We start from the raw sequence: 23,511 nt of genomic DNA, 5'->3' as shown, positions 1-23,511 counted from the left end.
CGCCCGGCTCAGGCGTGATACTGTTCTGTATTCAAACTATGCCAGACATAATCATTCCGAACTCACTGCATCCGAAAAGGGGAGTGCGATGTTAACTCTGATCCGCCGTTGGCTGGCCCGCTACGATGCCTGGTGCGAGCGTATGGGTTTTGTACCGGAAAACCGGCGCTGTTGTGCTCCGGTTCGTTATGATGAAGACGATGCCCGCCATCCGGCGCAGCGCGCTGCCAGAAGGAAGGCCTGTGAAACGGCACCAGAGGATGAGCCGCGTGCAGCTGATCGATAGCCACTGCCATTTTGATTTTCCGCCGTTTGCCGCTGATCCCGAGCCCTATCTGGTTAAAGCCGGGCAGGTTGGTGTCAGCCATATCGTGATCCCTTCGGTCGGGGCGCGAAACTGGCAGCTTATCCAGACCCTGTGTGCCCGTCCGGCACCACCTGCACAGCCAGCGCTCTACTATGCGCTGGGCATGCACCCGTATTTTGCCTCCGAGCATGATGCCGACACACTGGCCCAGCTGGAGAAGATGCTGGAAAAAGTTAGTCAGGAGGCGGGCAACCGCTGTGTAGCGGTCGGGGAATGCGGGCTGGATTTTGCGATTGCCGCGGCAGACAGGCAGCAACAGATGGACTGGCTGCTCAGGCAACTGGAATTCGCTAATCATTTTAACCTGCCGGTGATCCTTCATTGCCGCAAAGCCTTTCCTGAACTGATCCGTTGCCTGAAATCCTGCCCGCCAATTCGGGGAGGGGTTTATCACGCATTCAGTGGCAGTTTGCAGCAAGCGTCTCAACTTCTTGATCTAGGTATCAAAATTGGAGTCGGTGGTACGATCACCTATCGCAGAGCGAACAAAACTCGAACTACAATGAGTCAGTTACCTCTTGATGCACTGCTACTGGAAACTGATGCGCCAGATATGCCGTTGGCCGGTTACCAGGGAGAACCAAATCAGCCGGACAGAGTCGCCTTCGTGTTAGCGGCTCTGGCTGACCTGAGATCAGAATCATTGGCGGTACTCGCTGCTGCTACTAGCAAAAATGCAGAAGTTTTGTTTGCACTGCCTTCTCAAATTTGATGATTCTGACATTTCTCTGGCTTTTCTTTATGCATCAGGTCGTGCTTTGGTGTGAGTTTCATCACACTTGATATTCAACTTTCACTCGGTTTCCAATCAAAGTGTGATGTGTGCATTACATGCTGTAAGTTGCCATGCGTATAATGCGCCCGACTCTTGAGAGAGCCGAATTGTCGAGACGCCAAAATTTAACTATAGGGATGCCATAAACTATGAGCGTGTTTATGAGCCTGGTTGGGATGGTTGTGCTGCTGCTTGTGGCTGTGCTGCTGTCTGATAACCGTAAAGCTATTAACTTACGTACTGTGGGTGGCGCGTTTGCCATTCAATTCTTCTTCGGCGCATTCGTACTGTATGTGCCGGTAGGCCGTGATGTGCTGTATGGTGCATCACAATTCGTTGCTAATGTGATCGGTTACGGCGATCAGGGGATTTCTTTCCTGTTCGGCGGTCTGGTCTCAGGCAAGATGTTTGAAGTCTTCGGTGGCGGCGGTTTCGTCTTCGCCCTGAAAGTGCTGCCGGTTATCGTGTTTTTCTCAGCACTGATCAGCGTATTGTACTACTTGGGCATCATGCAGTTTGTGATTAACATTCTGGGTGGCGCACTGCAAAAAGCGCTGGGAACGTCCCGTGCCGAATCCATGTCTGCAACAGCAAACATTTTCGTGGGTCAAACTGAAGCACCACTGGTTGTGCGTCCGTTTGTACCTAAGATGACTCAGTCTGAGCTGTTTGCGGTGATGTGTGGTGGTCTGGCGTCTGTTGCCGGTGGTGTACTGGCCGGTTATGCCTCTATGGGTGTACCGCTGGAATACCTGATTGCAGCCTCTTTCATGGCGGCACCGGGTGGTCTGCTGTTTGCAAAAATCATCAAGCCGGAAACAGAAACGCCTGTGGATCAATTGGGCGTTGATAAAGATGATGAAGGTCACGATGACAAGCCTGCGAACGTCATTGACGCAGCGGCTGCGGGTGCGTCTTCCGGTATGCAACTTGCCCTGAACGTCGGTGCGATGCTGCTGGCCTTCATCGGTCTGATTGCCCTGATCAATGGTATTCTGGGTGGTGTTGGTGGTTGGTTCGGTATGCCTGAACTGACGCTGGAGCTGATCCTGGGTTATGTCTTCCAGCCGCTGGCCTTCCTGATTGGTGTGCCTTGGAATGAAGCACAGATTGCCGGTTCTTTCATCGGTCAGAAGATAGTCGTGAACGAGTTCGTGGCTTACCTGAACTTCACACCATACCTGAAAGATGTGGCTGATGGTGGTCTGCTGGTTGCTGAAACTGGCGCAGCGATGACTGAGAAGACCAAAGCGATCATTTCTTTCGCCCTGTGTGGTTTCGCAAACCTGTCTTCGATTGCGATCCTGCTGGGTGGTCTGGGCGGTCTGGCACCAAGCCGTCGTCACGACATTGCCCGCTTCGGTATGAAAGCCGTTGCCGCAGGTACGCTGTCTAACCTGATGTCTGCAACGATTGCAGGTCTGTTCCTGTCACTGTAATTCAGTCAGAAACAATCAGATTGAAAACGCCACAGCCTCGCTGTGGCGTTTTTTTTGCCTCACATTTTCTTTGCCGCTGACGCTGGCGGTAGTCAACAGAAACAGTAACTATCTGAATCATTTCCGGTAAAAGCCGGCAAAAAGGGACAATTGGCTCTTTCTTCACGCAAGCCTCGCGCGCATGCTTAAGGGGTCAGCAGACACTTCGTTGCCTGCGGTCTACACTCTGTGAGTATTTCCAACGGTGAATGTTTTCAGGCCGGTCCGCTGTGCTCTCCCGGTCTGGCACCCATAACTGGAGTGACCGTATGCATGAAGTGATCGTGGCTTTGCTGGCCGGTGTGATCGTCGGGCTGATGTTTTCCGCACTCAAACTGCCAATCCCGGCGCCCCCGGTATTATCCGGGGTGATGGGCATCGTCGGCGTGTTTATTGGCGGACAGCTTTATCAATGGCTGATCGAACGTTTCTTTTCCTGAGCCCGGCTCTTGAGTGTAATCCTATGGTCGGGCGGTCAGAAGACGATCACCGCTTGCCGAGTCAACACATTATCCACTCAGGGAAACGCCTGTTGTATGGTTTGCCACTAGGCTCCTTGGTAAAATGGCTGCGTAAAATCGCAGATGAGTGATGTCTGTGTGCAACCATCCTGATCATATTGTGAGTCAGGGTGTAAAAATGAATGGCTGGCAAGGTGATCATCATCTTGCGCGGTGAAAAGGACGTCGATCGGGCATGCGGTAAAGCGCCTGAGTCTTCATGGAATCAAGTCCGCTTCTGTTTCTCTGAGGCTACAATCTTCGGATTGCCATTTTCTGAATGGGCAAAGAGAACAGGACACTTGGTAGAACATAATCGACTGGAGAAAGTCATGAGCGATTTAAAAACGGCTGCACTGCGTGCGTTAAAACTGATGGATCTGACCACACTAAACGATGACGACACCGATGCGAAAGTGATCGAACTGTGTAAGAACGCGAAAACCCCTGTCGGCAATACCGCAGCGGTTTGTATTTATCCGCGTTTTATTCCGGTTGCTAAAAAGCAGCTGCGCGAGCAGGGTACGCCGGATGTTCGTATTGCCACAGTGACCAACTTCCCGCACGGCAATGATGACATTGAGATTGCTGTTGCAGAAACCAAAGCCGCTGTTGCTTACGGCGCAGATGAAGTGGACGTGGTGTTCCCGTACCGCGCACTGATTGCCGGTAACGAGGACGTGGGTTTTGAACTGGTGAAACAGTGTAAAGCCGCCTGCGGCGATATTCTGCTGAAAGTGATTATTGAAACCGGTGAACTGAAAGATGCGGTTCTGATCCGCAAAGCCTCAGAAATTTCTATCAAAGCCGGCGCCGATTTTATTAAGACCTCAACCGGTAAAGTACCGGTGAACGCCACGCCGGAATCAGCTGAGATTATGCTGACCGTGATCAAAGACATGGGCGTACAGGACAAAGTAGGCTTTAAACCAGCGGGTGGTGTGCGTACTGCAGAAGATGCACAGCAGTATCTGGCGATGGCTGATCGGATTCTGGGTGCCGACTGGGCAGACAGTGCCCACTATCGTTTTGGTGCATCCAGCTTGCTGGCAAACCTGCTCAACACGCTGGGTGAAGGCGAAAAAGCTGCAGAAGGCGGCTACTGATACCGCTGGGTATCGGTTGACCGATTCTGAACCTGATCTGTGGCAGCCGGCTCGGCTGGCTGTCACAGGAAACTGCCAATTCAAGGGAAAGACCGCGCCTGTTGGCACGTGCTGCTGACGCTCCGGGCCGCTATTGTCTCTCCCCAGCCATGTCGAGGCATCCTATGTATTTACCTCAGGAAATTATCCGCAAGAAGCGCGATAACATCGCACTCACCCCAGACGAAATTAACTTCTTTATTCAGGGCATCGCCAAAGACACTGTGTCTGAAGGTCAGATCGCGGCTTTCGCGATGGCGGTGTACTTCAATGACATGACCATGAATGAGCGGGTCGCACTAACCTGTGCCATGCGAGATTCCGGCATGGTGCTGAACTGGGATTACATGAACTTTGGCGGCCCGATTGTCGACAAACACTCCACCGGCGGTGTGGGCGATGTGACCTCGCTGATGCTCGGCCCTATGGTCGCCGCATGTGGCGGTTTCGTGCCTATGATTTCCGGTCGTGGTCTGGGCCACACCGGCGGCACGCTGGACAAACTGGAATCCATTCCGGGCTATAACATCATGCCGTCGAACGAGGTGTTCGGCCAGGTGACTAAAAGTGCAGGCGTGGCCATTATCGGTCAGACCGGCGATCTGGCCCCGGCGGATAAGCGCGTGTATGCCACCCGCGATATTACCGCCACAGTCGATAACATCTCGCTGATCACTGCCTCGATTCTGTCGAAGAAACTGGCGGCAGGGCTGGAATCGCTGGTGATGGACGTCAAAGTCGGTTCTGGTGCTTTCATGCCAACCTATGACGCTTCGGAAGAACTGGCGAAATCCATTGTGGCCGTGGCCAACGGAGCCGGCACCAAAACCACCGCCTTACTGACCGACATGAACCAGGTTCTGGCCTCCAGCGCCGGTAACGCAGTGGAAGTGCGCGAAGCCGTTCAGTTCCTGACCGGCGAATACCGCAATCCGCGTTTGTTTGAAGTCACCATGGCGCTGTGCGCCGACATGCTGCTCAACGCCGGTCTGGCCAAAGCGGAAAGCGAGGCCCGTGCTCAATTGCAGGCGGTGCTGGATAACGGCGCAGCAGCAGAGCGGTTCGGCAAAATGGTTCATGGCCTGGGCGGCCCGGCTGATTTTGTTGAAAATTATGACAACTATCTGGCGAATGCAGCGATCATCAAACCTGTGTTTGCGGAAACCAGCGGTTTTGCCGGGGCGATGGATACCCGCGCACTGGGCATGGCCGTGGTGAGTATGGGCGGTGGCCGGAAAGTGGCCTCTGACAGCATTGATGATGCGGTCGGCCTGACGGACATGATCCGTCTGGGGCAGACACTGGATAATCAGACGCCGCTGGCCGTGATCCATGCTCGCAGTGAAGCACAATGGCAGGAGGCTGCGCAGGCTGTTCGTCAGGCTGTCACAGTCACTGAGCAGGCACCTGCGGCGACCCCTGAGGTTTACCGCCGTATCCGTGCTGAAGATGTCTAAATTGGAGCAATGATGAAAAGAGCAATTATCCTGGTACTCGATTCTTTTGGCTTGGGTGCTACTGAAGATGCGGTCAAATTTGGCGATGTGGGCTCGAACACCATGGGCCATATTGCCAAAGCCTGTGCCGAAGGCCGTGCCGACAATGCCGACCGCAGCGGTTTGCTGAATCTGCCGAACCTGACCCGCCTGGGTCTGGGCAAGGCGGCGGAAGAATCCTGCGGTGAATTCCCGCAAGGCTTAGATCCTGTGGCGGAAATCACCGGTGCCTACGGTCACGCGGCTGAGATTTCATCCGGCAAAGACACCCCGTCTGGCCACTGGGAAATCGCCGGTGTGCCGGTCTTGTTCGACTGGGGTTACTTCAGCGACACCAGCAACAGTTTCCCGCAGGAACTGCTGGATCGCATTGTCGAGCGCGCACAACTGCCGGGTTATCTGGGTAATTGCCACGCTTCCGGCACCCAGGTGCTGGACGATCTGGGCGAGGAACACATGAAAACCGGCAAGCCGATTTTCTACACCTCAGCCGATTCCGTGTTCCAGATTGCCTGTCACGAAGAGACTTACGGTCTCGATAACCTGATGACGCTGTGCGAGATCGTTCGCGAAGAGCTGGAAGACTACAATATCGGCCGTGTGATTGCCCGCCCGTTTATCGGTCCGGCCAAAGGCCAGTTCGAACGTACAGGTAACCGCCGTGACTTGTCACTTGAGCCGCCGTCGGCCACTGTGCTGCAAAAACTGGTGGAAGAGAAGCAGGGCGAAGTGGTGTCTGTCGGTAAAATTGCCGATATTTACGCCCACTGCGGTATCACCCAGAAAGTGAAAGCGACCGGTCTGGAAGCCCTGTTTGATGCCACACTGGCACAAATGGATAAAGCTGGTGACAACACCATCGTATTCACGAACTTTGTTGATTTCGATTCCGCCTACGGCCACCGCCGCGATGTGGCCGGTTATGCCGCCGCGCTGGAATATTTTGACCGTCGTCTGCCTGAGCTGCTGTCGCAGCTGAAAGAAGACGACGTGCTGATCATCACGGCTGATCACGGTTGTGATCCGACCTGGCCGGGCACCGACCATACCCGTGAGCACATTCCTGTGCTGGTGAGTGGTCCGAAGATCCCGGCTGGCTCACTGGGCCGCCGTGAGACCTTTGCCGATATCGGCCAGAGTCTGGCGAGCTACTTCGGTACTTCGCCAATGGATTACGGTAAATCTTTTCTGTAACCGCACCGCTGTGTGGTGAGGTTTGGCGCTGAAAGCGTCACGGCCTCGTCCATAATGGATGAGGCACTTAACAAATTGAAGGAGCGAACAGATGGCTACTCCACATATTAATGCTGAAATGGGTGATTTTGCTGATGTTGTGCTGATGCCGGGCGACCCGTTGCGCGCCAAGTTTATTGCAGACACTTTCCTGCAAGAGGTGAAAGAAGTCTGTAATGTGCGCAATATGTACGGTTACACAGGCACATACAAAGGCCGCAAGATCTCTGTGATGGGCCACGGTATGGGCATTCCGTCCTGTTCTATCTATGCCACTGAGCTGGTCAAAGACTTCGGCGTGAAGAAAATCATCCGGGTCGGCAGCTGCGGTGCGGTGCGTGATGACGTCAATCTGCGCGATGTGGTGATCGGCATGGGCGCTTCAACCGATTCGAAAGTGAACCGCATCCGTTTCGGTGGTCACGATTTTGCGGCCATTGCTGATTTTGGTATGGTGCAAAACGCTGTGGATGCTGCCAAAGCCAAAGGGATCGCGGTGAAAGTCGGTAACTTGTTCTCTGCTGATCTGTTCTACAACCCGGATTTTGACTTCTTCAAGACCATGGACAAGTACGGCATTCTGGGCGTGGAAATGGAAGCGGCCGGGATTTACGGGGTGGCGGCAGAATTTGGCGCCAAAGCCCTGACCATCTGTACCGTGTCTGACCACATTCTGCGTGGCGAAGCGACGACCTCTGATGAGCGTCAGACCACGTTTTTAGATATGATGGAAATCGCCCTGGAATCTGTCCTGCTGGGTGATCAAGACGCCTGAATTTGAGTCTACGCTTGTGGAGACAGGCGGACGCGCACAAGAGGTTTCGGCCTCTGACTCAAAGCAAAAGACGACCGTAGGGTCGTCTTTTTTTGTCTCCACTTTTCGTGCCTGGGCCGGGCTTCAATCGTTTTTCCTGCTCAGGAGAGAGTGGCTAATCCTTGGCGTTTGCCGTCAGCAGGAACGGAAAATGCCACACGTCTTTTCGGCGGCCGAAGGTATACGCCAGAATAAAACCGATCAACAACGCGACCAGCAGCATGCCGCGCACTGTGTTGGTCATACTGTCAATCTGATCCGCGGCGTTCTGAACCAGTTTGCCGTGTTCCAGTGTCAGACGGAGAAAGCCGACCACCTGTCCTTCGTCGGTCATGACGGGTTGAACCAGTTGCTGGCGGCCGATGCTGGCGGTTGAGAGTGGCGTGGTCAGGCCGGACACCTGTTCCAGCGGCATCGCATCTTCGGTCTGTGCCAGTGGCACCCCTTCAAGATCATAAATGCTGGCATCGAGTATGAGGGGTTCATCGGAAATCCGGTTGACCAGATCCTGCAGTTTATCCTGCTGCTTGTCGAGAATATCGCCCGCTGCCGTGCTGGCTGCCTGACGGGCGATAATGCGAGACAGCGACTGGGTCTGCTCACTCAGCATGTTGAAGTTATTCTGATTCAGCCGGGCGCCGTACTCCAGCATGGTGATCAAGCCAGCAAAACTAACGGCCAATACCACAAACTGCCAGATACGCTGCATGCGTACAGTTTTGAACTTAAACATAGTCGTGACTTCTTCGATAAGGCTAACTGAGCAATATTGGGACTTGCCCTGACAAATTGCAATAGGGTACTTTGAAGGGAGTTGAATACGCCTATACAGGGATGTGATATACAGTGCTGACCATCAAAAAACATACTTCGCTTCATACCCGCTTTCCAGACTGTGTTGCCAGCAGTAACCTGGATGTGAAACACGTTGCTTCAGTGATTTACAGTCAATCGTTGACCACAGATCGTATCGAGCGCCTGGAAACCCAGAGTGGGGAAACCCTGTCGTTGGTGGCCGCCTGGAAGGTGGGCGAGTACGACGTGTTGCTGCTGACCAACCCTTTGTCCGACTCTCTGATCCGTGCGCTGGACGCCAATAAGATTGACTACGCCCATTATAAAGACTTGCCGGATTTATCCGAACCAGGCCTGGTGGTGTTTGATATGGACTCTACGGCCATTCAGATTGAATGCATTGATGAAATTGCCAAACTGGCCGGTGTCGGTGAGCAGGTGGCGGAAGTGACTGAACGCGCCATGCAGGGCGAGCTGGATTTTGAACAGAGCCTGCGCCAGCGCGTTGGTACCCTCAAAGGCGCCAGTGCTGAGATTCTGGAGCAGGTTCGCAGCCAGCTGCCGCTGATGCCGGAAATGCGCGAACTGGTGGCCGAGTTACATCAATACGGCTGGAAAACCGCGATTGCCTCCGGTGGCTTTACCTATTTCTCTGACTATCTCAAAGAGGAACTGAACCTGACGCACGCCCAGTCCAACCAGCTGGAAATTGTCGACGGGAAGCTGACCGGTCAGGTACTCGGCAGCGTGGTCGATGCCCAAACAAAAGCTGACATCCTGCGCGAACTGGCAGAAGAGTACGACATCGCCAGGCACAATACAGTGGCGGTCGGTGACGGCGCCAATGACCTGGTGATGATGGCCGCTGCCGGTCTGGGCATCGCTTATCACGCCAAACCAAAAGTGGTCGCCGCCGCGCCCGCCGCCGTCCGCTACGCCGATCTCGGCGGCGTCCTGTGTATACTGTCTGCCACCCTGTGGCCGCAGAAAATCGGCTGGTAAGGCATTCTGGCGCCATATCCAAAATCAAAAAGCGAAACCAATCGGTTTCGCTTTTTTGTGTGCAGTCCAGTGTGAGTCGGCGTTTACAAGAGTTTAGTATACTGTTTTGGGTAATTTATTGAGAGACAAAAGCGTTCAAATGAACCTAGTGATTAATGCTGTTTTCATAGAATAAATCACTTGCCGATGAATTGTGATATGACTATAGAAGGATAGCCAGCCACGAATCCAGGGTAAAAATACATGGATGTATTTTTAGGTTGTCGGCGCTTGGAGCGCCTACAACCGACCCGGACAACACCAGAGATCCAAAAAAGGCTTTTCTGGGCACTCTTTGAGCAGACAAAGAGTGTCTGGCGCGCTTCAAACAATGCTGAGGAAACACCGGACTCAAGCGCGACATATGTCCGCAAGAATTGATGTTGTAAATCTCACCGCTATTTAGTTAGAGAAATGACAAGGACAGTCGCTTGAATTACTGAAGGATTCAGCAAAGCATCCTCAGAAGGATAGCCAGTCACAGCCCCAGGGTAAAAATACATGGATGTATTTTTAGGTTGTCGGCGCTTGGAGCGCCTACAACCGACCCGGACAACACCAGAGATCCAAAAAAGGCTTTTCTGGGCACTCTTTGAGCAGACAAAGAGTGTCTGGCGCGCTTCAAACAATGCTGAGGAAACACCGGACTCAAGCGCGACATATGTCCGCAAGAATTGATGTTGTAAATCTCACCGCTATTTAGTTAGAGAAATGACAAGGACAGTCGCTTGAATTACTGAAGGATTCAGCAAAGCATCCTCAGAAGGATAGCCAGTCACAGCCCCAGGGTAAAAATACATGGATGTATTTTTAGGTTGTCGGCGCTTGGAGCGCCTACAACCGACCCGGACAACACCAGAGATCCAAAAAAGGCTTTTCTGGGCACTCTTTGAGCAGACAAAGAGTGTCTGGCGCGCTTCAAACAATGCTGAGGAAACACCGGACTCAAGCGCGACATATGTTCCGCAAAAATTGATATTGTGAGTCTTCCCATCATTAGTCAGATGAATGATCCGGACAACACCAGAGATCCAAAAAGGCTTTTCTGGCCACTCTTTGAGCAGACAAAGTGTGTCTGGCGCGCATCCATCCATGCCGAAAAAACACAGAACGCAAGCACGACATGCGTTTCGCAACAATAGATGTCATTTGAAATATTTTGCAGAACAACATGTTGGCTTAATGATGCGCACTGTGGCAAAGTCTTTTGAAAGGAATTGCATACCATTTGTTCTACGGAGAAAAACAGATTCATGAAAATAGACGCTTATCTGGTGAACGCCTTCACTTTCAATGGCACCGGCGGAAACCCTGCCGGCGTGGTGTTACATGCTGATCATCTTTCTGACGACGAAAAATTAACCATCGCCAAGGCCGTTGGTTATTCAGAAACCGCGTTTGTGGCTCAAGATGACGAAGCCGATTTTGCAGTGTCTTTTTTTACCACCACAGATGAGGTCGATTTCTGCGGTCATGCCACCTTAGCTACATTTTCTACTCTGTATCAAAAAGGGATGATATCCGAAGGGCAATATGTTCAACGCACCAAAGCTGGCTTACTGGCTGTCACTATCGCGCCTGACGGCGAGATCGTTATGGAGCAGAAGCTGCCTGAATATCTTGGGGAGCTGGGTTACGAGGTTGTCTCAGAGCTCATTGGTATTGATGCAGCCGTGCTGGCGTCAACCGGGTTTCCTGTCGAGGTGATTTCCACGGGTCTGGATGACATCATTGTACCCGTGCCGCATGGGTATTTAGATCAAATTCGGGTCAATGAAGAGTTACTCAGTGATTTTTGCAGAAAGCACCAACTTGTGGGTCTCCATGCGTTTGAATTGTGCGAGAAAGACAGCGACCTGACTGCGAGTTGTAGAAACTTTGCCCCTTTGTTCGGTATCCCGGAAGAATCCGCAACTGGCAGTGCCAGTGGTGCCTTAGCCTGCTATTTATCCAAGCACCTTGGTGGTAACCATTCGAATCGTTTTATATTCGAGCAAGGCAGGGCGATGAACTGCACTTCAAGAATGACTGCGGCCGTTGAGCTGAAAGAGCACGACATCATCAAGGTCATGGTCGGCGGTTATGCGCATGAGATTGGGCAGCAGCAAATCTTCTTATAAATTTTGTTTTTCAATGGATTGATTCTGTTTTCGGCTGCATGAAATGAGATAAGAGATGTCGATCGGCACTGCAGTCAACAAGAGCACGCCTGCACGTCATCTGTCTGCCGCTCGATCACCCCAGTGGGACAGGAGCGCCTCGCGAAACACAGTCAGTTTGGCTGAATATTGACGTGATGGCGGGTAGAGCAAAGTCAATGGCTGGGGAGGCGGTGCATTGTGGCTAAGCACTTCCTGTAAGCGCCCGTCGGCGAGATATGGCCGAACGAAGAAAGTCAGCAGCTGCACAATTCCGGTGCCGGTGACGGCTGCTTCAACCAAAGGATCGCCATGATCCAGAATCAGGTTTCCACTTACATCAATATTGATGGGCTTCCCATGATCCGTAAACCGCCATGGGTTAAGCAATCCACTTGACGATAAACGAACTCTCAGGCAATTGTGTTGTGATAACTCGTTGATAGATTGTGGGACACCACGTCTGGCAAGGTATTTGGCAGAAGCCACTGTGACCCAACTGGCCGGGGATAGGCGCCTGGCGATGACTCGGGCATCGGCTACGGGGCCGCTGCGAATGACTGCATCAAATCCCTCATCAACAATGTCGACGATTCGGTCAGTTAAAACCAGTTCGATGTTTAACTGCGGATGGGATTCCAGTAACTCACTGACGATTGGCATTAGGATCGCCCGTCCAAATGCGGAAGGGGCACTGACTTTCAGCGTGCCTTGTGGCGCATGACCATGATGCTGAATTTCATGCTGGGCATCAGAAAGGCCCGAAATTAATGGACGGACACGAGACAGAAATAATTCACCGTCTGCGGTTAGGCTCAGGCTACGGGTATTGCGGTGTAACAACTTGACACCCAATTGTGCTTCCAGTCTGCTGATGGCCCTGGAAATACCCGACTGCGTAAGACCCAGTTGTGTGGCTGCCACGGTGAAGCTTTGATGGTCGGCCACTTTAATGAATTGCCTGATGGCATTGAGATCAGTATTCATGATTTAAGTCATCAATGAAATGATTTTTAAGTATTTATCAATCATATTTCATAAATGATACTGAGTGAATCTCAAACGTCATTTGGAATGAATTTATGCGATCTCCTCTACCTTCAGGGATTTACCTGCTTAGTCTCGGTATCTTTATCATGATTTCCTGCGAGTTGCAGGTGTTGGGTTTTATGCCTGCGCTGGCAGCCGATCTGGATGTGTCCATTGCTGAGGTCGGTTATCTGGTTTCAGCTTTTGCTGCCAGTATGGCCATTGGCGGCCCAATCCTCATGCTGGCACTGTCTCGTTTCCCGCCACGCAGGATTCTGGCTTGCCTGTATACCCTTTTTATCCTGGGCGAGCTCCTTGGCGCTCTGGCACATGGCTATACCCAGCTGATGCTGGCGCGAGCGGTGACAGGCATGGTGTCCGGTGCATTCTTTGGGGTATCGATTGGGCTTTGTTCAAGGATGGTCGCCCCCAAAGACACGTTGCGAGCCGTTGCAATGGTGCTGGCAGGTATCATGTTGGGCACCATTATCGGCTTGCCTCTGGCAAAAGTGATTGCAGAATATTGGGGATGGCGTGAAAGCTTTTATGTGGTCGTGGCACTGGCCGTGTTCAGCGCAGCCTTGACGCTGAAGGCGGTTCCGTCCTTGCCTGCGGAAGCTTCGCAACCGTTAAAGCAAGAGTTGAAAGGGGTAGCAGATGTGAGGTTATGGTGGGTTTTTGCGACCAGCTTTTGTGTGATTGGTGCGGTTTATGCGCCTTTTAGCTTTATTGTACCGATTCTGACTGATCTGGCTGCTCTGCCGGAAGGGACTGTGACCTGGTTACTCTTCGTTTACGGAGTGTGCATGCTGGTTGGAAACTATGTTGTTGCAGGCCTGGCTGTGAAGCATGCGAAAGCAGCAATTATAGGCGGTCTGGCTGTTATGATCACTGTTTTTGTGACGTTTGCACTGTTTGCCGACCTTGGCTGGGTGGCAGTGATTTGTCTGATCCTGTTGGGTTTTTGTGGGGTGAGTCTCAACCCGGCCCTGGTCAGCCGACTGATGTCGTTACCCCAGGGAGAGCGAGCCTTTATCAACACCTTGCACGCCTCTGTGATTAATGCCGGGATTATGTTCGGCAGCTTTGCGGCAGGCCTGACACTGGATGCAGGTTTCAGTCTGCATGCCGTAATATGGCTGGGAGCTGCCATTGCTTTCGTGGGGCTGTCAGTGCTTGCCATCTCGCCTCAGCTGTGTGAATCGTCTGCTCAAACAGCGTTGCAGTTACCTGAGACAGAGTAGTCCCTGATGCATTTTCGGACAGCTGTAAAGCATTGCTGTTCTTTTAAAATGCTTCTGTTGTCAGCACCTTGCCCGGATGAACCTCACCAGGAATATTCAGCTAAGCTTGGCTAAATCCCCCTGAAACACAATATGACTCAGCAGGAGATCTGAACCATGAGCGAGCTGACTATCTGGACGTTAGACTGGGTGCCGCAAGGCCCGCGCGGATTTGTGCGCGATCTGCGGTTGCGATGGGCGTGTGAGGAGGCAGGGCTTCCCTATAAGGTGCAAACGATCCCGTTTGATGACCGCGAGACCAATCATCTTGCCCGCCAGCCTTTTGGTCAGGTTCCGTTTTTGAGCGACGGGGAACTGCAGCTCTTTGAAAGTGGTGCATGCCTGATACACCTTGCGCATCAGTCTGACCAGCTGATGCCGAAAGATGCTGCTGGCCAGGCGCACACGCTGCAATGGGTCTTTGCTGCGCTCAATTCGATTGAAATGGTCAGTGTGCCCTGGTGGTTTCTGACGATATCCGGTAACAGGGACAATGAACTGACCGGGTGGGTCGATAAACGTCTGACGCAACTCGAGGCTGTACTGAGCCAGCGAGACTGGCTTGCTGGCGATCGGTTTACGGTTGCGGACCTGCTGATGGCTGATGTGCTGCGCATCCCGCAAGTGCGCGCTGTCGGTCATCGCCCGGCTTCGGAAGCTTATGTCGTTCGCTTAACTGAGCGTCCGGCTTTCAGAAAAGCACACGCGGATCAGATAGCCCATTTTGAACTGGCCGATAAGAAGCGGGCCTAATCTGTGTTTTAGTCATGTCTGGGCCTGCTCCCTCACAGCAAAAAAAGTGACAGCTGTATTTTGTTGCGAGGGAGAAGCCAATCAATCGTTCAGCCGGACAGGCGTCACAAGCCCAGCCTCAGCAGCACTTCATCAGTCACGTCGTAGAATTCACCAAACCCGATCAGCGAGGTAAACTCATTTTCCAGTGCTCTGGCGCGGTGCATGGCCAGACGGGACAGTTCAGCCAGTTCCTGGCTGATCAGCGCAGTGGTCGGATCCAGCATCGGCACAGCGGTGATACGTATCGCCAGAAAATGCCCCTGCTCTCTGGCCTGCTGCGCAAAGCGGCGACGGGTGTCACCGGTCGGAAAATCACTGAATAATTTGCTGAGCACTTTGGGTTGCCCGAGTGGCTGAGGCAGCACCGCCAGGTACATTTCGTGGACATAGGGATCACTGACGGCCACAGGACGCATGGTTTCGCTGAGCAGGGTTTTCACCCGGTTCTGGAAAATGGGCGCCAGATTGATCTGTTTGCCATCCCCCAGCTCCATCATCAGCTTACCCAGCGGCGGCAGCGGCTGGTTCGCACCTAAGGCACGCACTTTCACCTGATTCTCAATTTTCTCGCAGAAAAAGGGCAAACTGTTGAGCCGTGTCAGCAGCATCTGGTGCATGGCCAGCAGCAGTGGGCCGGCTGGCATGATTTCTTCACTGACAGGTAGTCGCTCTTCATTGTGCTTGATGAGACGTCGCAGGAAATGCTCGCTGCGGGTGGCATCATCACCCCGGCCGGTTTCCAGTTGCACATTCCGTCTGTCGGGACTCAAACGGACAACCTGATAAGGAATCCGTTTGAGCGGCGCCTCTTTAGCCATTTTCAGCAGTTCATCGAAAGTGACTTTCAGCACATCGCCCCGTTTGGCATCCAGAGGTTCAGCCAGGCGGAGATTCAGGCCGCGGGTGGACACATCGATGCTGGCGCCGCTGAGAATACGGGCTTCCTGGTCCTGTGTGCCGGGCTGCAGCAGGGAGACCGGGGTGCGGAACAAAAAACGAGATTCGCTGCGCTGCGGCTTGGGATCAAAGAAAATGGCGTGGGTGCCGGCAACAGGGTTTCGCGGGTGACGGAAGGTCTGTAAATGTTTGCTTGGCAGGGCCGGCTTATCTGTCAGCCGGTAGTCATTGCGACCTGCCATGTTGGTCAGATTCTGTAACACCCCGATATGGGTCAGGCTGGAGAGGGTTTCCAGCAGTTCAGGAGCAATTTCCTGCAGCTGGATTTTGTCATCCTGGCTGATCGGGTAAAGCGTCAGGCGGACAACCCGCCAGCTTTCTCGTGTCGCCCCGATTTGCCAGAACAACTGCCGCTCCTCAACGCTCATCTCAGGCAAGGCAGCGGAATAAAAATAGGTTTTGCCTTCGTGCTGATGGGTAAAACTGTAGATCAGAGTGCTGCCCTGACTCAGGCCTTCCTGGCCCAGCGTGCGGATACGATCTTCAGACAGCAGATGATTGATCACCGACTGGTTTCGTTCGTCATGCCAGTGCTCCCACAGGTGACGGTTATGTTCGGTCTGCAGGCAATACTTCAGCTCATGACCGGCAAAAAACAGCGGGATGCTGCTGGTATGCTTGAGGAAGCAGTGCTCGTAGCCCCGGGTACGCGACTGAATGATTTTGTCTTCGTGGTTCTGGCGCGAGCGACTGGCCGCCATTTTCTGGCGGGCTTCAATGGCATCTTTCAGCGCGTCGCTGGATTCAATCAGCATCAGGCGCAGCCAGGTATAGCTGTCGTTATCTGCATGGGGCGAGACCCCCAGAATCCGGTAACGGATCCCCTGTACCAGCCGTTCGTCTTTGAGCTGCTTGGCCAGTTCGGGGAAAAACGCGGTGACCTCCTGTCCGATATGGTAGCGGAATGCGGAAGAGACCCGAAAGCGTGCGCCTGAAGGCGATATATCCGATGTGGTGCCGTTCACTTCCTGTGAATAGGGCAGTGTCAGCACAACCGGGGTGGTGATCTGAATGCGTTGTTCGCTGCGGCTGAGGTGGTAACCAAAGCGCAGCAGCTCGGCGCCAAAAGGCAGCGCTTCGGCCGGCGCCTCGGGTGGTGGCGCCGGTGTGTCCTGCTGCTTCATGACCCGGAAGTTGTTGCGGGTATTCATCAGGGATTCAAACAGGCCAACCCGGTATTGTTCGCCATAGGTTTTGATCCGGCGGCGATAGACATTCATGGCCACGTCATCCAGCCAGTGCGTCATCCCGTGCATGTCATAAGGACGGCACTCACCGCTGACTTTGCCGCGTAAATCGACCGGCTGACGACACGGCGCCATCAGACGGTTGAGCTCCATTTTGACCTGCAAGCGAACCGGGCCACTGAGATCCGCGGTCAGGTGCTGAAACAAGTCATTAAAATCTCCGCTGTCATAAGCCGGGAGCAGTTGTTCTATCAGTCCTTTGTATTCATCCAGCAACATAGTGGTTTTAGCAACAGGTCTCTATCGGGTATGATCCCTATTGTGCAGTAAAACGAAGAATTGTCATAAGCTTGTAAGCGGAAAGTCAGGCATGGCGCATGTCCTGTCTGTTTCTTCGCCACAGATTGGCTGGCACCTGCACTGAGTGGCCCTTTTCGGTCACAGCTTGATGATGAAAAAGGGATACAATGGCGAAAACCAAGAGAGCTTACGTCTGCAGTGACTGCGGCGCCGATTTTCCACGCTGGCAGGGCCAGTGCAGTGCGTGTGCCGCCTGGAATACCATTACTGAATTTACGATCCCCAAAACCAAATCTGCGCTGGGCGGTGCAGGTGGTGGCGGTGCGGTCAGCAGCTATGCCGGTTCGTCGACCAAAGTGCAGACGTTGTCGGAAGTTGAAAGTAAAGATTTACCGCGTTTCAGCTCGGGGATCTCCGAGCTTGACCGTGTGCTGGGCGGCGGGATTGTGCCGGGCTCTGTGCTCCTGCTCTGTGGGGATCCCGGTGCCGGTAAATCGACCCTGTTACTGCAAAGCATCGGGGCGGTCGCGGAATCCCGTCAGGCGCTTTATGTATCCGGTGAGGAATCCATTCACCAGATTTCGCAGCGGGCCAAACGTCTGGCAACACCGAATATCGATAAAATACAGGTGGTGGCCGAAACCTCGGTCGAGCAGATCCTCAATCACGTGGTTGAGCAGAAAGCCGCTTTCGTGATTATTGACTCGATCCAGACCATGACAGTCGCGCACAATGAATCGGCGGCGGGGAGCCCGAGCCAGGTCAAAGAATCGGCGGCGGCACTGACCCGTTTTGCCAAGACCGAAGGCGTGACTTTCATGATTGTCGGCCACATCAATAAAGACTCGAATGTGGCCGGTCCGATGCAGCTGATCCACATCGTTGATGGCTTGTTCGCCCTGTCATCGACGTCGGATGAAAAATTCCGGGTCTTACGCACCTCGAAGAACCGTTTCGGGGCCGATTCTGAATCCTGTTTCTTTGCCATGACAGAAACCGGCATGAAGCAGGTTAAAAACCCGTCTGCGATATTTCTCAGCCGCTCGAACAAAAACCATGCCGGGTCGGTCTGCACTACGCTCTGGGAAGGTACCCGTCCGCTGCTGGTGGAGATTCAGGCGCTGTGTAACCAGTCGATGACTGAAGTGCCGCGCCGCCTGAGCGTCGGGTACGATTCCAACCGGCTGGCGATGTCCATTGCAGTGCTGGCACGTCATGGCGGGGTGATGCTGTCGGACATGGACATCTTTGTAAACTGTGTCGGGGGCATCCGGATTGAAGAAACGTCGGCGGATTTATCTGTGTTGCTGGCGATCTTCTCCAGTTTCAAAAACGCCCCGATCCCGCAAGATGTGCTGGTGTTTGGTGAAATTGGCCTGAACGGTGATATCCGTCCGTCCGCCAACGGGGTGGAGCGGATCCGGGAAGCGGCCAAGCAAGGCTTTACCCGTGCGATTATCCCAAAAGCCAATGCGAGCCGCTCACTTCCCGGGATTGAGATCATGCCGGTTGAGGATCTGCAAGAAGCGCTGGCCGCATTTGAACGGGTTGCCGTCTGACGAGCAACGCCTTTACTCTGCTGTTTGAGCCGGTTGTTGCGCGCAAGGCCAGCAACCGGTTCAATGCTTTGAGCGCCGGCGCGGAAGAGGGAGCCAGCGCCCAGCCTGAGTGATGCGCTCGAAATACATCTGCTATCGAGAGAGCTCCCCCTTTGTTCGATTCGCTGTCGTTAATTTCACACTTTGGGTGTTAATTTCACGCTGAAAAAAGTGAATTGCCCTTTATCTTTAGTAAATATTTTCAATCGCCCTTCAGTAAAATTGCCTCATTACATAGGAGGTCATACATGGCAATTGAATCATTTCTGAGCTGTTCTCATTTTAAAGATGCACCGAAAGATGTTTTCATGGAATCACCGTATCAACGTCCTTGTCGGCCGCAAGATTTAAAGGCACTGGATTTATCTGAGCCCGTTTCGCTGGAAAAATACTCTTCGAATGAAAACCTGTTCATCCAGCGTTCGATTTTAAACGCCTATGAGTTAGATCTGGTGTTCCTGCCATTTAGTAAAGCTGTAAACCTGAAGGAATTCAAAACATTTTACTGTGACGAAAACTATCAAAATGCAGCTGCAATATTGCCTTCTTTTGAACAGCTTGCTTTTTCATCTCTGGAAAAAAGCATCAATGTGTCAGGTCACTGGACCCTGCAGGATTTTATTCAATATACCAAAACAAAAATCAAAGATGTTGCCAACAGTGAGTCAACACTTTATAAAAAAATAACAGGGTCGAAAGATCCTGAGTCAGCGGCTAGGTTTTTCTTTATTCAATGTGCGGGGGATTTTTTGTCAGAAGCGTCAGCGATGGCGCGGAATGTGTTAGGAAATTATGGTTCTGCGACCTCTGAGCTCTTTAAAGTGCTGATCGACGAGTACGGATACGGAGTGCACGAGAAAAAACACTCCAGTATTTTTGAAGGGATGATGAAAGATGTTGGCTTAAATGAAATGATTCACTACTACTGGAATTTTTATACGCCAGGCAGTTTGTCGCTCATTAATTACTTTCATTACATCTCTAAAAATCACAGTCGATTCTTTAAATACCTTGGCGCGCTGTATTATACAGAAGCGACGCTAGCATTTACCACCAAGAGCCAGTCCAAAATTGTCAAAGATGTATTTCAAGGTCGGGTGAGCTCACTCTACTTTGATGAACACAGTCATATTGATATTCATCATGGCAGAATGGCATTAGAAAAAATTATCATTCCGTTGGTGGAATTACATGGTGAGCATATTATTCCGGATATTCTATCCGGATTTGAAGAGTTTGCCTCACTGCAGGATGTCGCTGATCAAGAGTTGTACCGTCATATCGAGGTACACGACTCGCTTGATGAGTTGATCGCAAAAGCGAAAAAATATCACGATGTCAGCGGTGCTGTGAAATTTGAAGAAGTCCTGGGTGAGGTGTCGGTATCGCATATCCACAATAATGATGAGTTATTCATGGTTGATGAAGGAGAATTAGATCTTTATTTCTCACCCGATAAAGTGGTGCATATGAAGGCAGGAGATAAAATCATCATACCGTCAGGCATCCTGCATCTGTCGAAAATTACTTCAGACACATGTCGTTATTCAGTGAAACATATTGAGGTGGCGTAAATGACGGTTGTCTCTGTTGATTCAAGAAAAAATAACAGGCTTGCTGTGAATGACCAAAAGTTTTTCATTAAGCGTGTTGAGCATGACGGTAAAGTTTGGGTCTTGCCGTCTGAATGTCCACACCGCGGTGGCCCGCTACATTTAGGTAAACAATGCGAAAAAACAGGTGCAATTGTTTGTCCCTGGCACGATAACAGAATCAGCATGCATTGTATCAAAAGAAGTTCGCTGCCAGCGATTTCCAATAAAGATTTAATTCATGTGGTGTTGCCGAATGATAACTATCGCATATGGTCAGAAAGTTAATAATGAAGGAATAGGGAATGAATAGTACCTTATTAAAAACGTATCTATTGCTTGCATTTTCTGTTTTTCTTGATATGTCAATTCAAATTGTCATGATCTGGAAAATACTTGAAATAACAAGTTCGACTGTCTATATGGGGATGATTGTCAGCATTGGTGCCGTGACACCTTTCATACTGAGCAAAATCATTCAAAAGAAAGATATCTTTTATAAGAAATCAACAATCACAACACTCAGGGCTGTTTTCTTTGCTTGCATGGCGACCGTTTTATATTTTGATGCAACGGGTATGATTTACATCATCTTTATGATTGCTGTTTTCTCATCATGCAATATGGTTTGCAGTATCAATACCTTTGAAGTGAAAAACTCCAGTTTTGTGAAAAGCAAACTGATTGAAGCCTCGAAGGCCTCCAGAGTCCTGCAGACAACCATTCAGTTTGGTGCTTTCTTTGGCGCGCTGTTTGGCGGGTGGTATCTCAAAGCGATGGGGTTTGAAAACTTCATTTATTATATTGCCGTGATGTCTATCTTATTATCTGTCTCTTACCTGTTTGTTTCTGATGTGGATAAAGAAGAGGCCGTCGCTGAAAAAAGTGATCAGCAGGCGCTGTCAGGGAAAAGAGAACGTTTTATTATCCAGGTGACCTTGTCGGTGTTAACCGGCTTACACATTGGTGCCTTCAATACTTTTGTGCCTGTGTATTATCAGCTGTTCAGAGAGTGGGGGCCTGATATTCTGGGATTTGCATCCGGGTTGGCAGGGATAGGCGCCTTATGTGCAGCGCTTCTTCCTCAGAATAAACATGTTTATTTACTCAGCGCAGTCCTGTTACTGGTCGGGGATATCGGGCTGTTTTTCATGGATATGCCTTATCTTTCCGTGCTGTTCTGTTTCTGTATTGGCTATGCGGTTAATTCTGTCAGAATTACATCAAGAACAGAAATTTTGAAATCTGATGCTGATCAGAGCGATGTCAATAACGCCATCAGTCATTCTAATTATTTGTTTTATATTGTATCCGGCACCATTCCAATGCTGGTGACTATGGGCTTAACGTATTTTTCATTCTCAAGCCAAGCTTATGGTGTATCGCTGATATTGGTGGGTGTTTTCTCTGCTGTCGTTATTCTGCTGTTAACCCGAACTAAAAAAACAGTCACATTGGAAGGTGCATATGAAAAGTAAAGTACTGATAGTAAATCCTGCATCCAGCGGAAAAATGATCAGACCTAAATTGCAGGACAATTATATTCGATGCGATGTGTATTTTGATTCGGAGCATGATCCGAAAGGCATGCTGGATACGATTCACATCGATAATTATGATCAGAATGTTTCCGGTTTCAGTCTCGATGCGTTGAAAAATGAGCATTATGATGCCGTGATTGCCGGATCTGAACTCGGTGTTGAGCTGGCAGATAAGCTCGCCAGTGCATTGGGATTGCCGGGCAACTCGCCATCGACGACCGGGTTGCGCAGAAATAAAGATGAAATGCAGGAAGCATTGAAGCAGCATGGCTTAGCCTACATTCAGACCTTCCTGGTCGATATGGATGGAAAAGGGCTGAGTGAACTCAATGATATGAAATGCAGTAAGTACATCATCAAACCTGTGAACTCTGCAGGTTCTGAAAACGTCTACTTCTGCAATAGCAGAGATGAGGTCATTAATAAAATATCTTCGCTGCCCTGGGGGAAAATTAATAGCACCGGAAAAAGAAACGATCAGTTTCTGGTCCAGGAGTTTATTGAAGGCGAGGAGTATGTTTTAGATCTGATAGTCAATGGAGACCAACTCGCTTTAGTGGCCATTTGTAAATACGTGAAGGGTCAGTCTGGTGATAATCCGTTTGTTTATAATCGACTGGAACTTCTGGATCCTGATGACCCTGAGTTGGCACCAATCCGCGCGTACGCTGTTGCAGCGACCCGAGCGCTGGATATCCGCTACGGGCTTGTGCACATGGAACTGATGCTGAGTCCGTCACAAGGTCCGGTCATGATTGAAGCAGCAACGCGGATTCACGGCGGTGTGGCTCCATCCCTATTTGAAAGCTGTTATTCGCCAAGCTTACTGGATGCGTTGACGTTACTGGTGGCAGAAAAGCGAGTCCCGGAACAAGACTCAAAACTCATCAAACAGGGAAGAGTGTATTTCCATGTCAATAAACACGCGGCCAATTTTTCTGGTGTCGATCCTGTCAGTGATGGGAAATTACGACGCATCGCATCGCTGATTGACTATTTTGTTACGGCGAAGGAGGGGCAAGCACTGCCAGCGACGGAAGACTTATTTACCTGTCCGTGTCTGGTGTGGTTAGCGAACGATAATGCCTTTGACTTAGAGTCTGACATTCAGGAAGTTGAACATATTCTGAATGGTGTATTTCACAGGGAGTTGATCGGTGCCTAAGTTAATCATTAAAGATACAGATGAAACAATAGAAGCAGAAGCCGGGACACCCGTTTCAGACTTATTTGAGTTTGACGGACCCAGGAGTGTTCCATTTAATTGCATGCGTGGCATCTGTGGTTCTTGTGCGGTTAAACCGGTTACGAATATTGCGCATCTTGGTGAAGTCCATGAGGGCGAAAAAGGCACGTTAGAGATACTGGCTTTATGTCCGAGTGAATACAGACTCTTGTGCCAGTGTACTTTAGTCAGGGATTCTGAGGTTGAGTTAGCTTAAGGTAA

General features: G+C 51.2%; 21 protein-coding genes. 18 read left to right on the top strand and 3 right to left on the bottom strand.

Annotated elements, in window-relative coordinates; translation table 11 throughout:
- The first annotated feature begins 88 nt into the window (after positions 1–88).
- From LN341_RS12315 to deoD, 8 genes are all read left to right on the top strand, one after another.
- Positions 89–286 (top strand): hypothetical protein, encoded by a 198-nt coding sequence (locus LN341_RS12315; RefSeq protein ID WP_234203447.1) that lies wholly within the window; start codon positions 89–91, stop codon positions 284–286.
- Complete coding sequence (locus tag LN341_RS12310; RefSeq protein WP_234203446.1) at positions 270–1,079, top strand: TatD family hydrolase; 810 nt, start codon at positions 270–272, stop codon at positions 1,077–1,079. The genes LN341_RS12315 and LN341_RS12310 overlap by 17 nt, the downstream gene beginning before the upstream one ends.
- Before the next feature lie 212 nt (positions 1,080–1,291).
- Positions 1,292–2,581, top strand: coding sequence for a NupC/NupG family nucleoside CNT transporter (locus tag LN341_RS12305; protein WP_234203445.1), 1,290 nt, complete (start codon positions 1,292–1,294; stop codon positions 2,579–2,581).
- 308 nt (positions 2,582–2,889) lie between these two features.
- Positions 2,890–3,060 carry a XapX domain-containing protein gene (locus LN341_RS12300; RefSeq protein ID WP_046218951.1) on the top strand — a complete coding sequence of 57 codons (171 nt, stop codon included), beginning with the start codon at positions 2,890–2,892 and terminating at the stop codon, positions 3,058–3,060.
- Positions 3,061–3,452: 392 nt separating this feature from the next.
- Positions 3,453–4,226, top strand: a complete 774-nt coding sequence (deoC, locus tag LN341_RS12295) for a deoxyribose-phosphate aldolase (protein ID WP_234203444.1) — start codon at positions 3,453–3,455, stop codon at positions 4,224–4,226.
- 164 nt (positions 4,227–4,390) lie between these two features.
- Positions 4,391–5,722 (top strand): thymidine phosphorylase, encoded by a 1,332-nt coding sequence (gene deoA, locus LN341_RS12290; RefSeq protein ID WP_234203443.1) that lies wholly within the window; start codon positions 4,391–4,393, stop codon positions 5,720–5,722.
- 12 nt (positions 5,723–5,734) lie between these two features.
- Positions 5,735–6,955, top strand: coding sequence for a phosphopentomutase (deoB, locus tag LN341_RS12285; protein ID WP_234205036.1), 1,221 nt, complete (start codon positions 5,735–5,737; stop codon positions 6,953–6,955).
- Positions 6,956–7,046: 91 nt separating this feature from the next.
- Positions 7,047–7,769 (top strand): purine-nucleoside phosphorylase, encoded by a 723-nt coding sequence (gene deoD / locus LN341_RS12280; RefSeq protein WP_234203442.1) that lies wholly within the window; start codon positions 7,047–7,049, stop codon positions 7,767–7,769.
- A 154-nt stretch (positions 7,770–7,923) separates the two neighbouring features.
- Here the strand turns inward: deoD and LN341_RS12275 are convergent, their stop codons facing one another.
- Positions 7,924–8,541 carry a YtjB family periplasmic protein gene (locus tag LN341_RS12275; protein WP_046218947.1) on the bottom strand — a complete coding sequence of 206 codons (618 nt, stop codon included), beginning with the start codon at positions 8,539–8,541 and terminating at the stop codon, positions 7,924–7,926.
- Positions 8,542–8,654: 113 nt separating this feature from the next.
- Here LN341_RS12275 and serB point away from each other — a divergent pair, with 113 nt between their 5' ends.
- Together serB and LN341_RS12265 are read left to right on the top strand one after the other, a co-directional pair.
- The gene (gene serB / locus LN341_RS12270; RefSeq protein ID WP_046218946.1) at positions 8,655–9,605 is read left to right on the top strand and encodes a phosphoserine phosphatase; all 951 of its coding nucleotides are present in this window, start codon (positions 8,655–8,657) and stop codon (positions 9,603–9,605) included.
- 1,292 nt (positions 9,606–10,897) lie between these two features.
- Positions 10,898–11,764 (top strand): PhzF family phenazine biosynthesis protein, encoded by an 867-nt coding sequence (locus LN341_RS12265; RefSeq protein WP_234203441.1) that lies wholly within the window; start codon positions 10,898–10,900, stop codon positions 11,762–11,764.
- A gap of 96 nt (positions 11,765–11,860) precedes the next feature.
- Here the strand turns inward: LN341_RS12265 and LN341_RS12260 are convergent, their stop codons facing one another.
- A complete protein-coding gene (locus LN341_RS12260) occupies positions 11,861–12,769 on the bottom strand; it encodes a LysR family transcriptional regulator (RefSeq protein ID WP_234203440.1) in 909 nt (302 codons plus the stop codon).
- A gap of 95 nt (positions 12,770–12,864) precedes the next feature.
- Here LN341_RS12260 and LN341_RS12255 point away from each other — a divergent pair, with 95 nt between their 5' ends.
- Positions 12,865–14,055, top strand: coding sequence for an MFS transporter (locus tag LN341_RS12255; RefSeq protein ID WP_234203439.1), 1,191 nt, complete (start codon positions 12,865–12,867; stop codon positions 14,053–14,055).
- Between the two features lie 156 nt (positions 14,056–14,211).
- Entirely contained in the window at positions 14,212–14,847 is a 636-nt protein-coding gene (locus LN341_RS12250) for a glutathione S-transferase family protein (RefSeq protein ID WP_046218943.1), read from the top strand.
- 104 nt (positions 14,848–14,951) lie between these two features.
- On the opposite strand, the gene LN341_RS12245 is transcribed toward LN341_RS12250, so the two are convergent.
- Positions 14,952–17,312 carry a PilZ domain-containing protein gene (locus LN341_RS12245; RefSeq protein WP_234203438.1) on the bottom strand — a complete coding sequence of 787 codons (2,361 nt, stop codon included), beginning with the start codon at positions 17,310–17,312 and terminating at the stop codon, positions 14,952–14,954.
- Positions 17,313–17,500: 188 nt separating this feature from the next.
- Here LN341_RS12245 and radA point away from each other — a divergent pair, with 188 nt between their 5' ends.
- The 6 genes from radA to LN341_RS21895 all read left to right on the top strand — a co-directional run bounded on the left by radA (position 17,501) and on the right by LN341_RS21895 (position 23,506).
- Entirely contained in the window at positions 17,501–18,892 is a 1,392-nt protein-coding gene (gene radA / locus LN341_RS12240; RefSeq protein ID WP_046218941.1) for a DNA repair protein RadA, read from the top strand.
- 287 nt (positions 18,893–19,179) lie between these two features.
- Positions 19,180–20,505 carry an iron-containing redox enzyme family protein gene (locus LN341_RS12235; protein WP_234203437.1) on the top strand — a complete coding sequence of 442 codons (1,326 nt, stop codon included), beginning with the start codon at positions 19,180–19,182 and terminating at the stop codon, positions 20,503–20,505.
- Positions 20,506–20,811: a Rieske 2Fe-2S domain-containing protein gene (locus LN341_RS12230; RefSeq protein ID WP_046218939.1), complete on the top strand. Its 306-nt coding sequence runs from the start codon at positions 20,506–20,508 to the stop codon at positions 20,809–20,811. It begins immediately after the preceding gene.
- A gap of 47 nt (positions 20,812–20,858) precedes the next feature.
- Positions 20,859–22,001: an MFS transporter gene (locus tag LN341_RS12225; RefSeq protein WP_234203436.1), complete on the top strand. Its 1,143-nt coding sequence runs from the start codon at positions 20,859–20,861 to the stop codon at positions 21,999–22,001.
- Positions 21,991–23,229 carry an ATP-grasp domain-containing protein gene (locus LN341_RS12220; RefSeq protein WP_046218937.1) on the top strand — a complete coding sequence of 413 codons (1,239 nt, stop codon included), beginning with the start codon at positions 21,991–21,993 and terminating at the stop codon, positions 23,227–23,229. Before LN341_RS12225 ends, LN341_RS12220 begins: the two co-directional genes overlap by 11 nt.
- Entirely contained in the window at positions 23,222–23,506 is a 285-nt protein-coding gene (locus tag LN341_RS21895) for a 2Fe-2S iron-sulfur cluster-binding protein (protein ID WP_370643645.1), read from the top strand. Before LN341_RS12220 ends, LN341_RS21895 begins: the two co-directional genes overlap by 8 nt.
- Positions 23,507–23,511: the final 5 nt, after the last annotated feature.

Source organism: Photobacterium sp. TLY01 (assembly GCF_021432065.1).
Classification (GTDB): domain Bacteria; phylum Pseudomonadota; class Gammaproteobacteria; order Enterobacterales; family Vibrionaceae; genus Photobacterium; species Photobacterium halotolerans_A.
The sequence above is the reverse complement of the archived record's forward strand: the minus strand, read 5'-3'. Positions and strand labels throughout refer to the sequence as shown.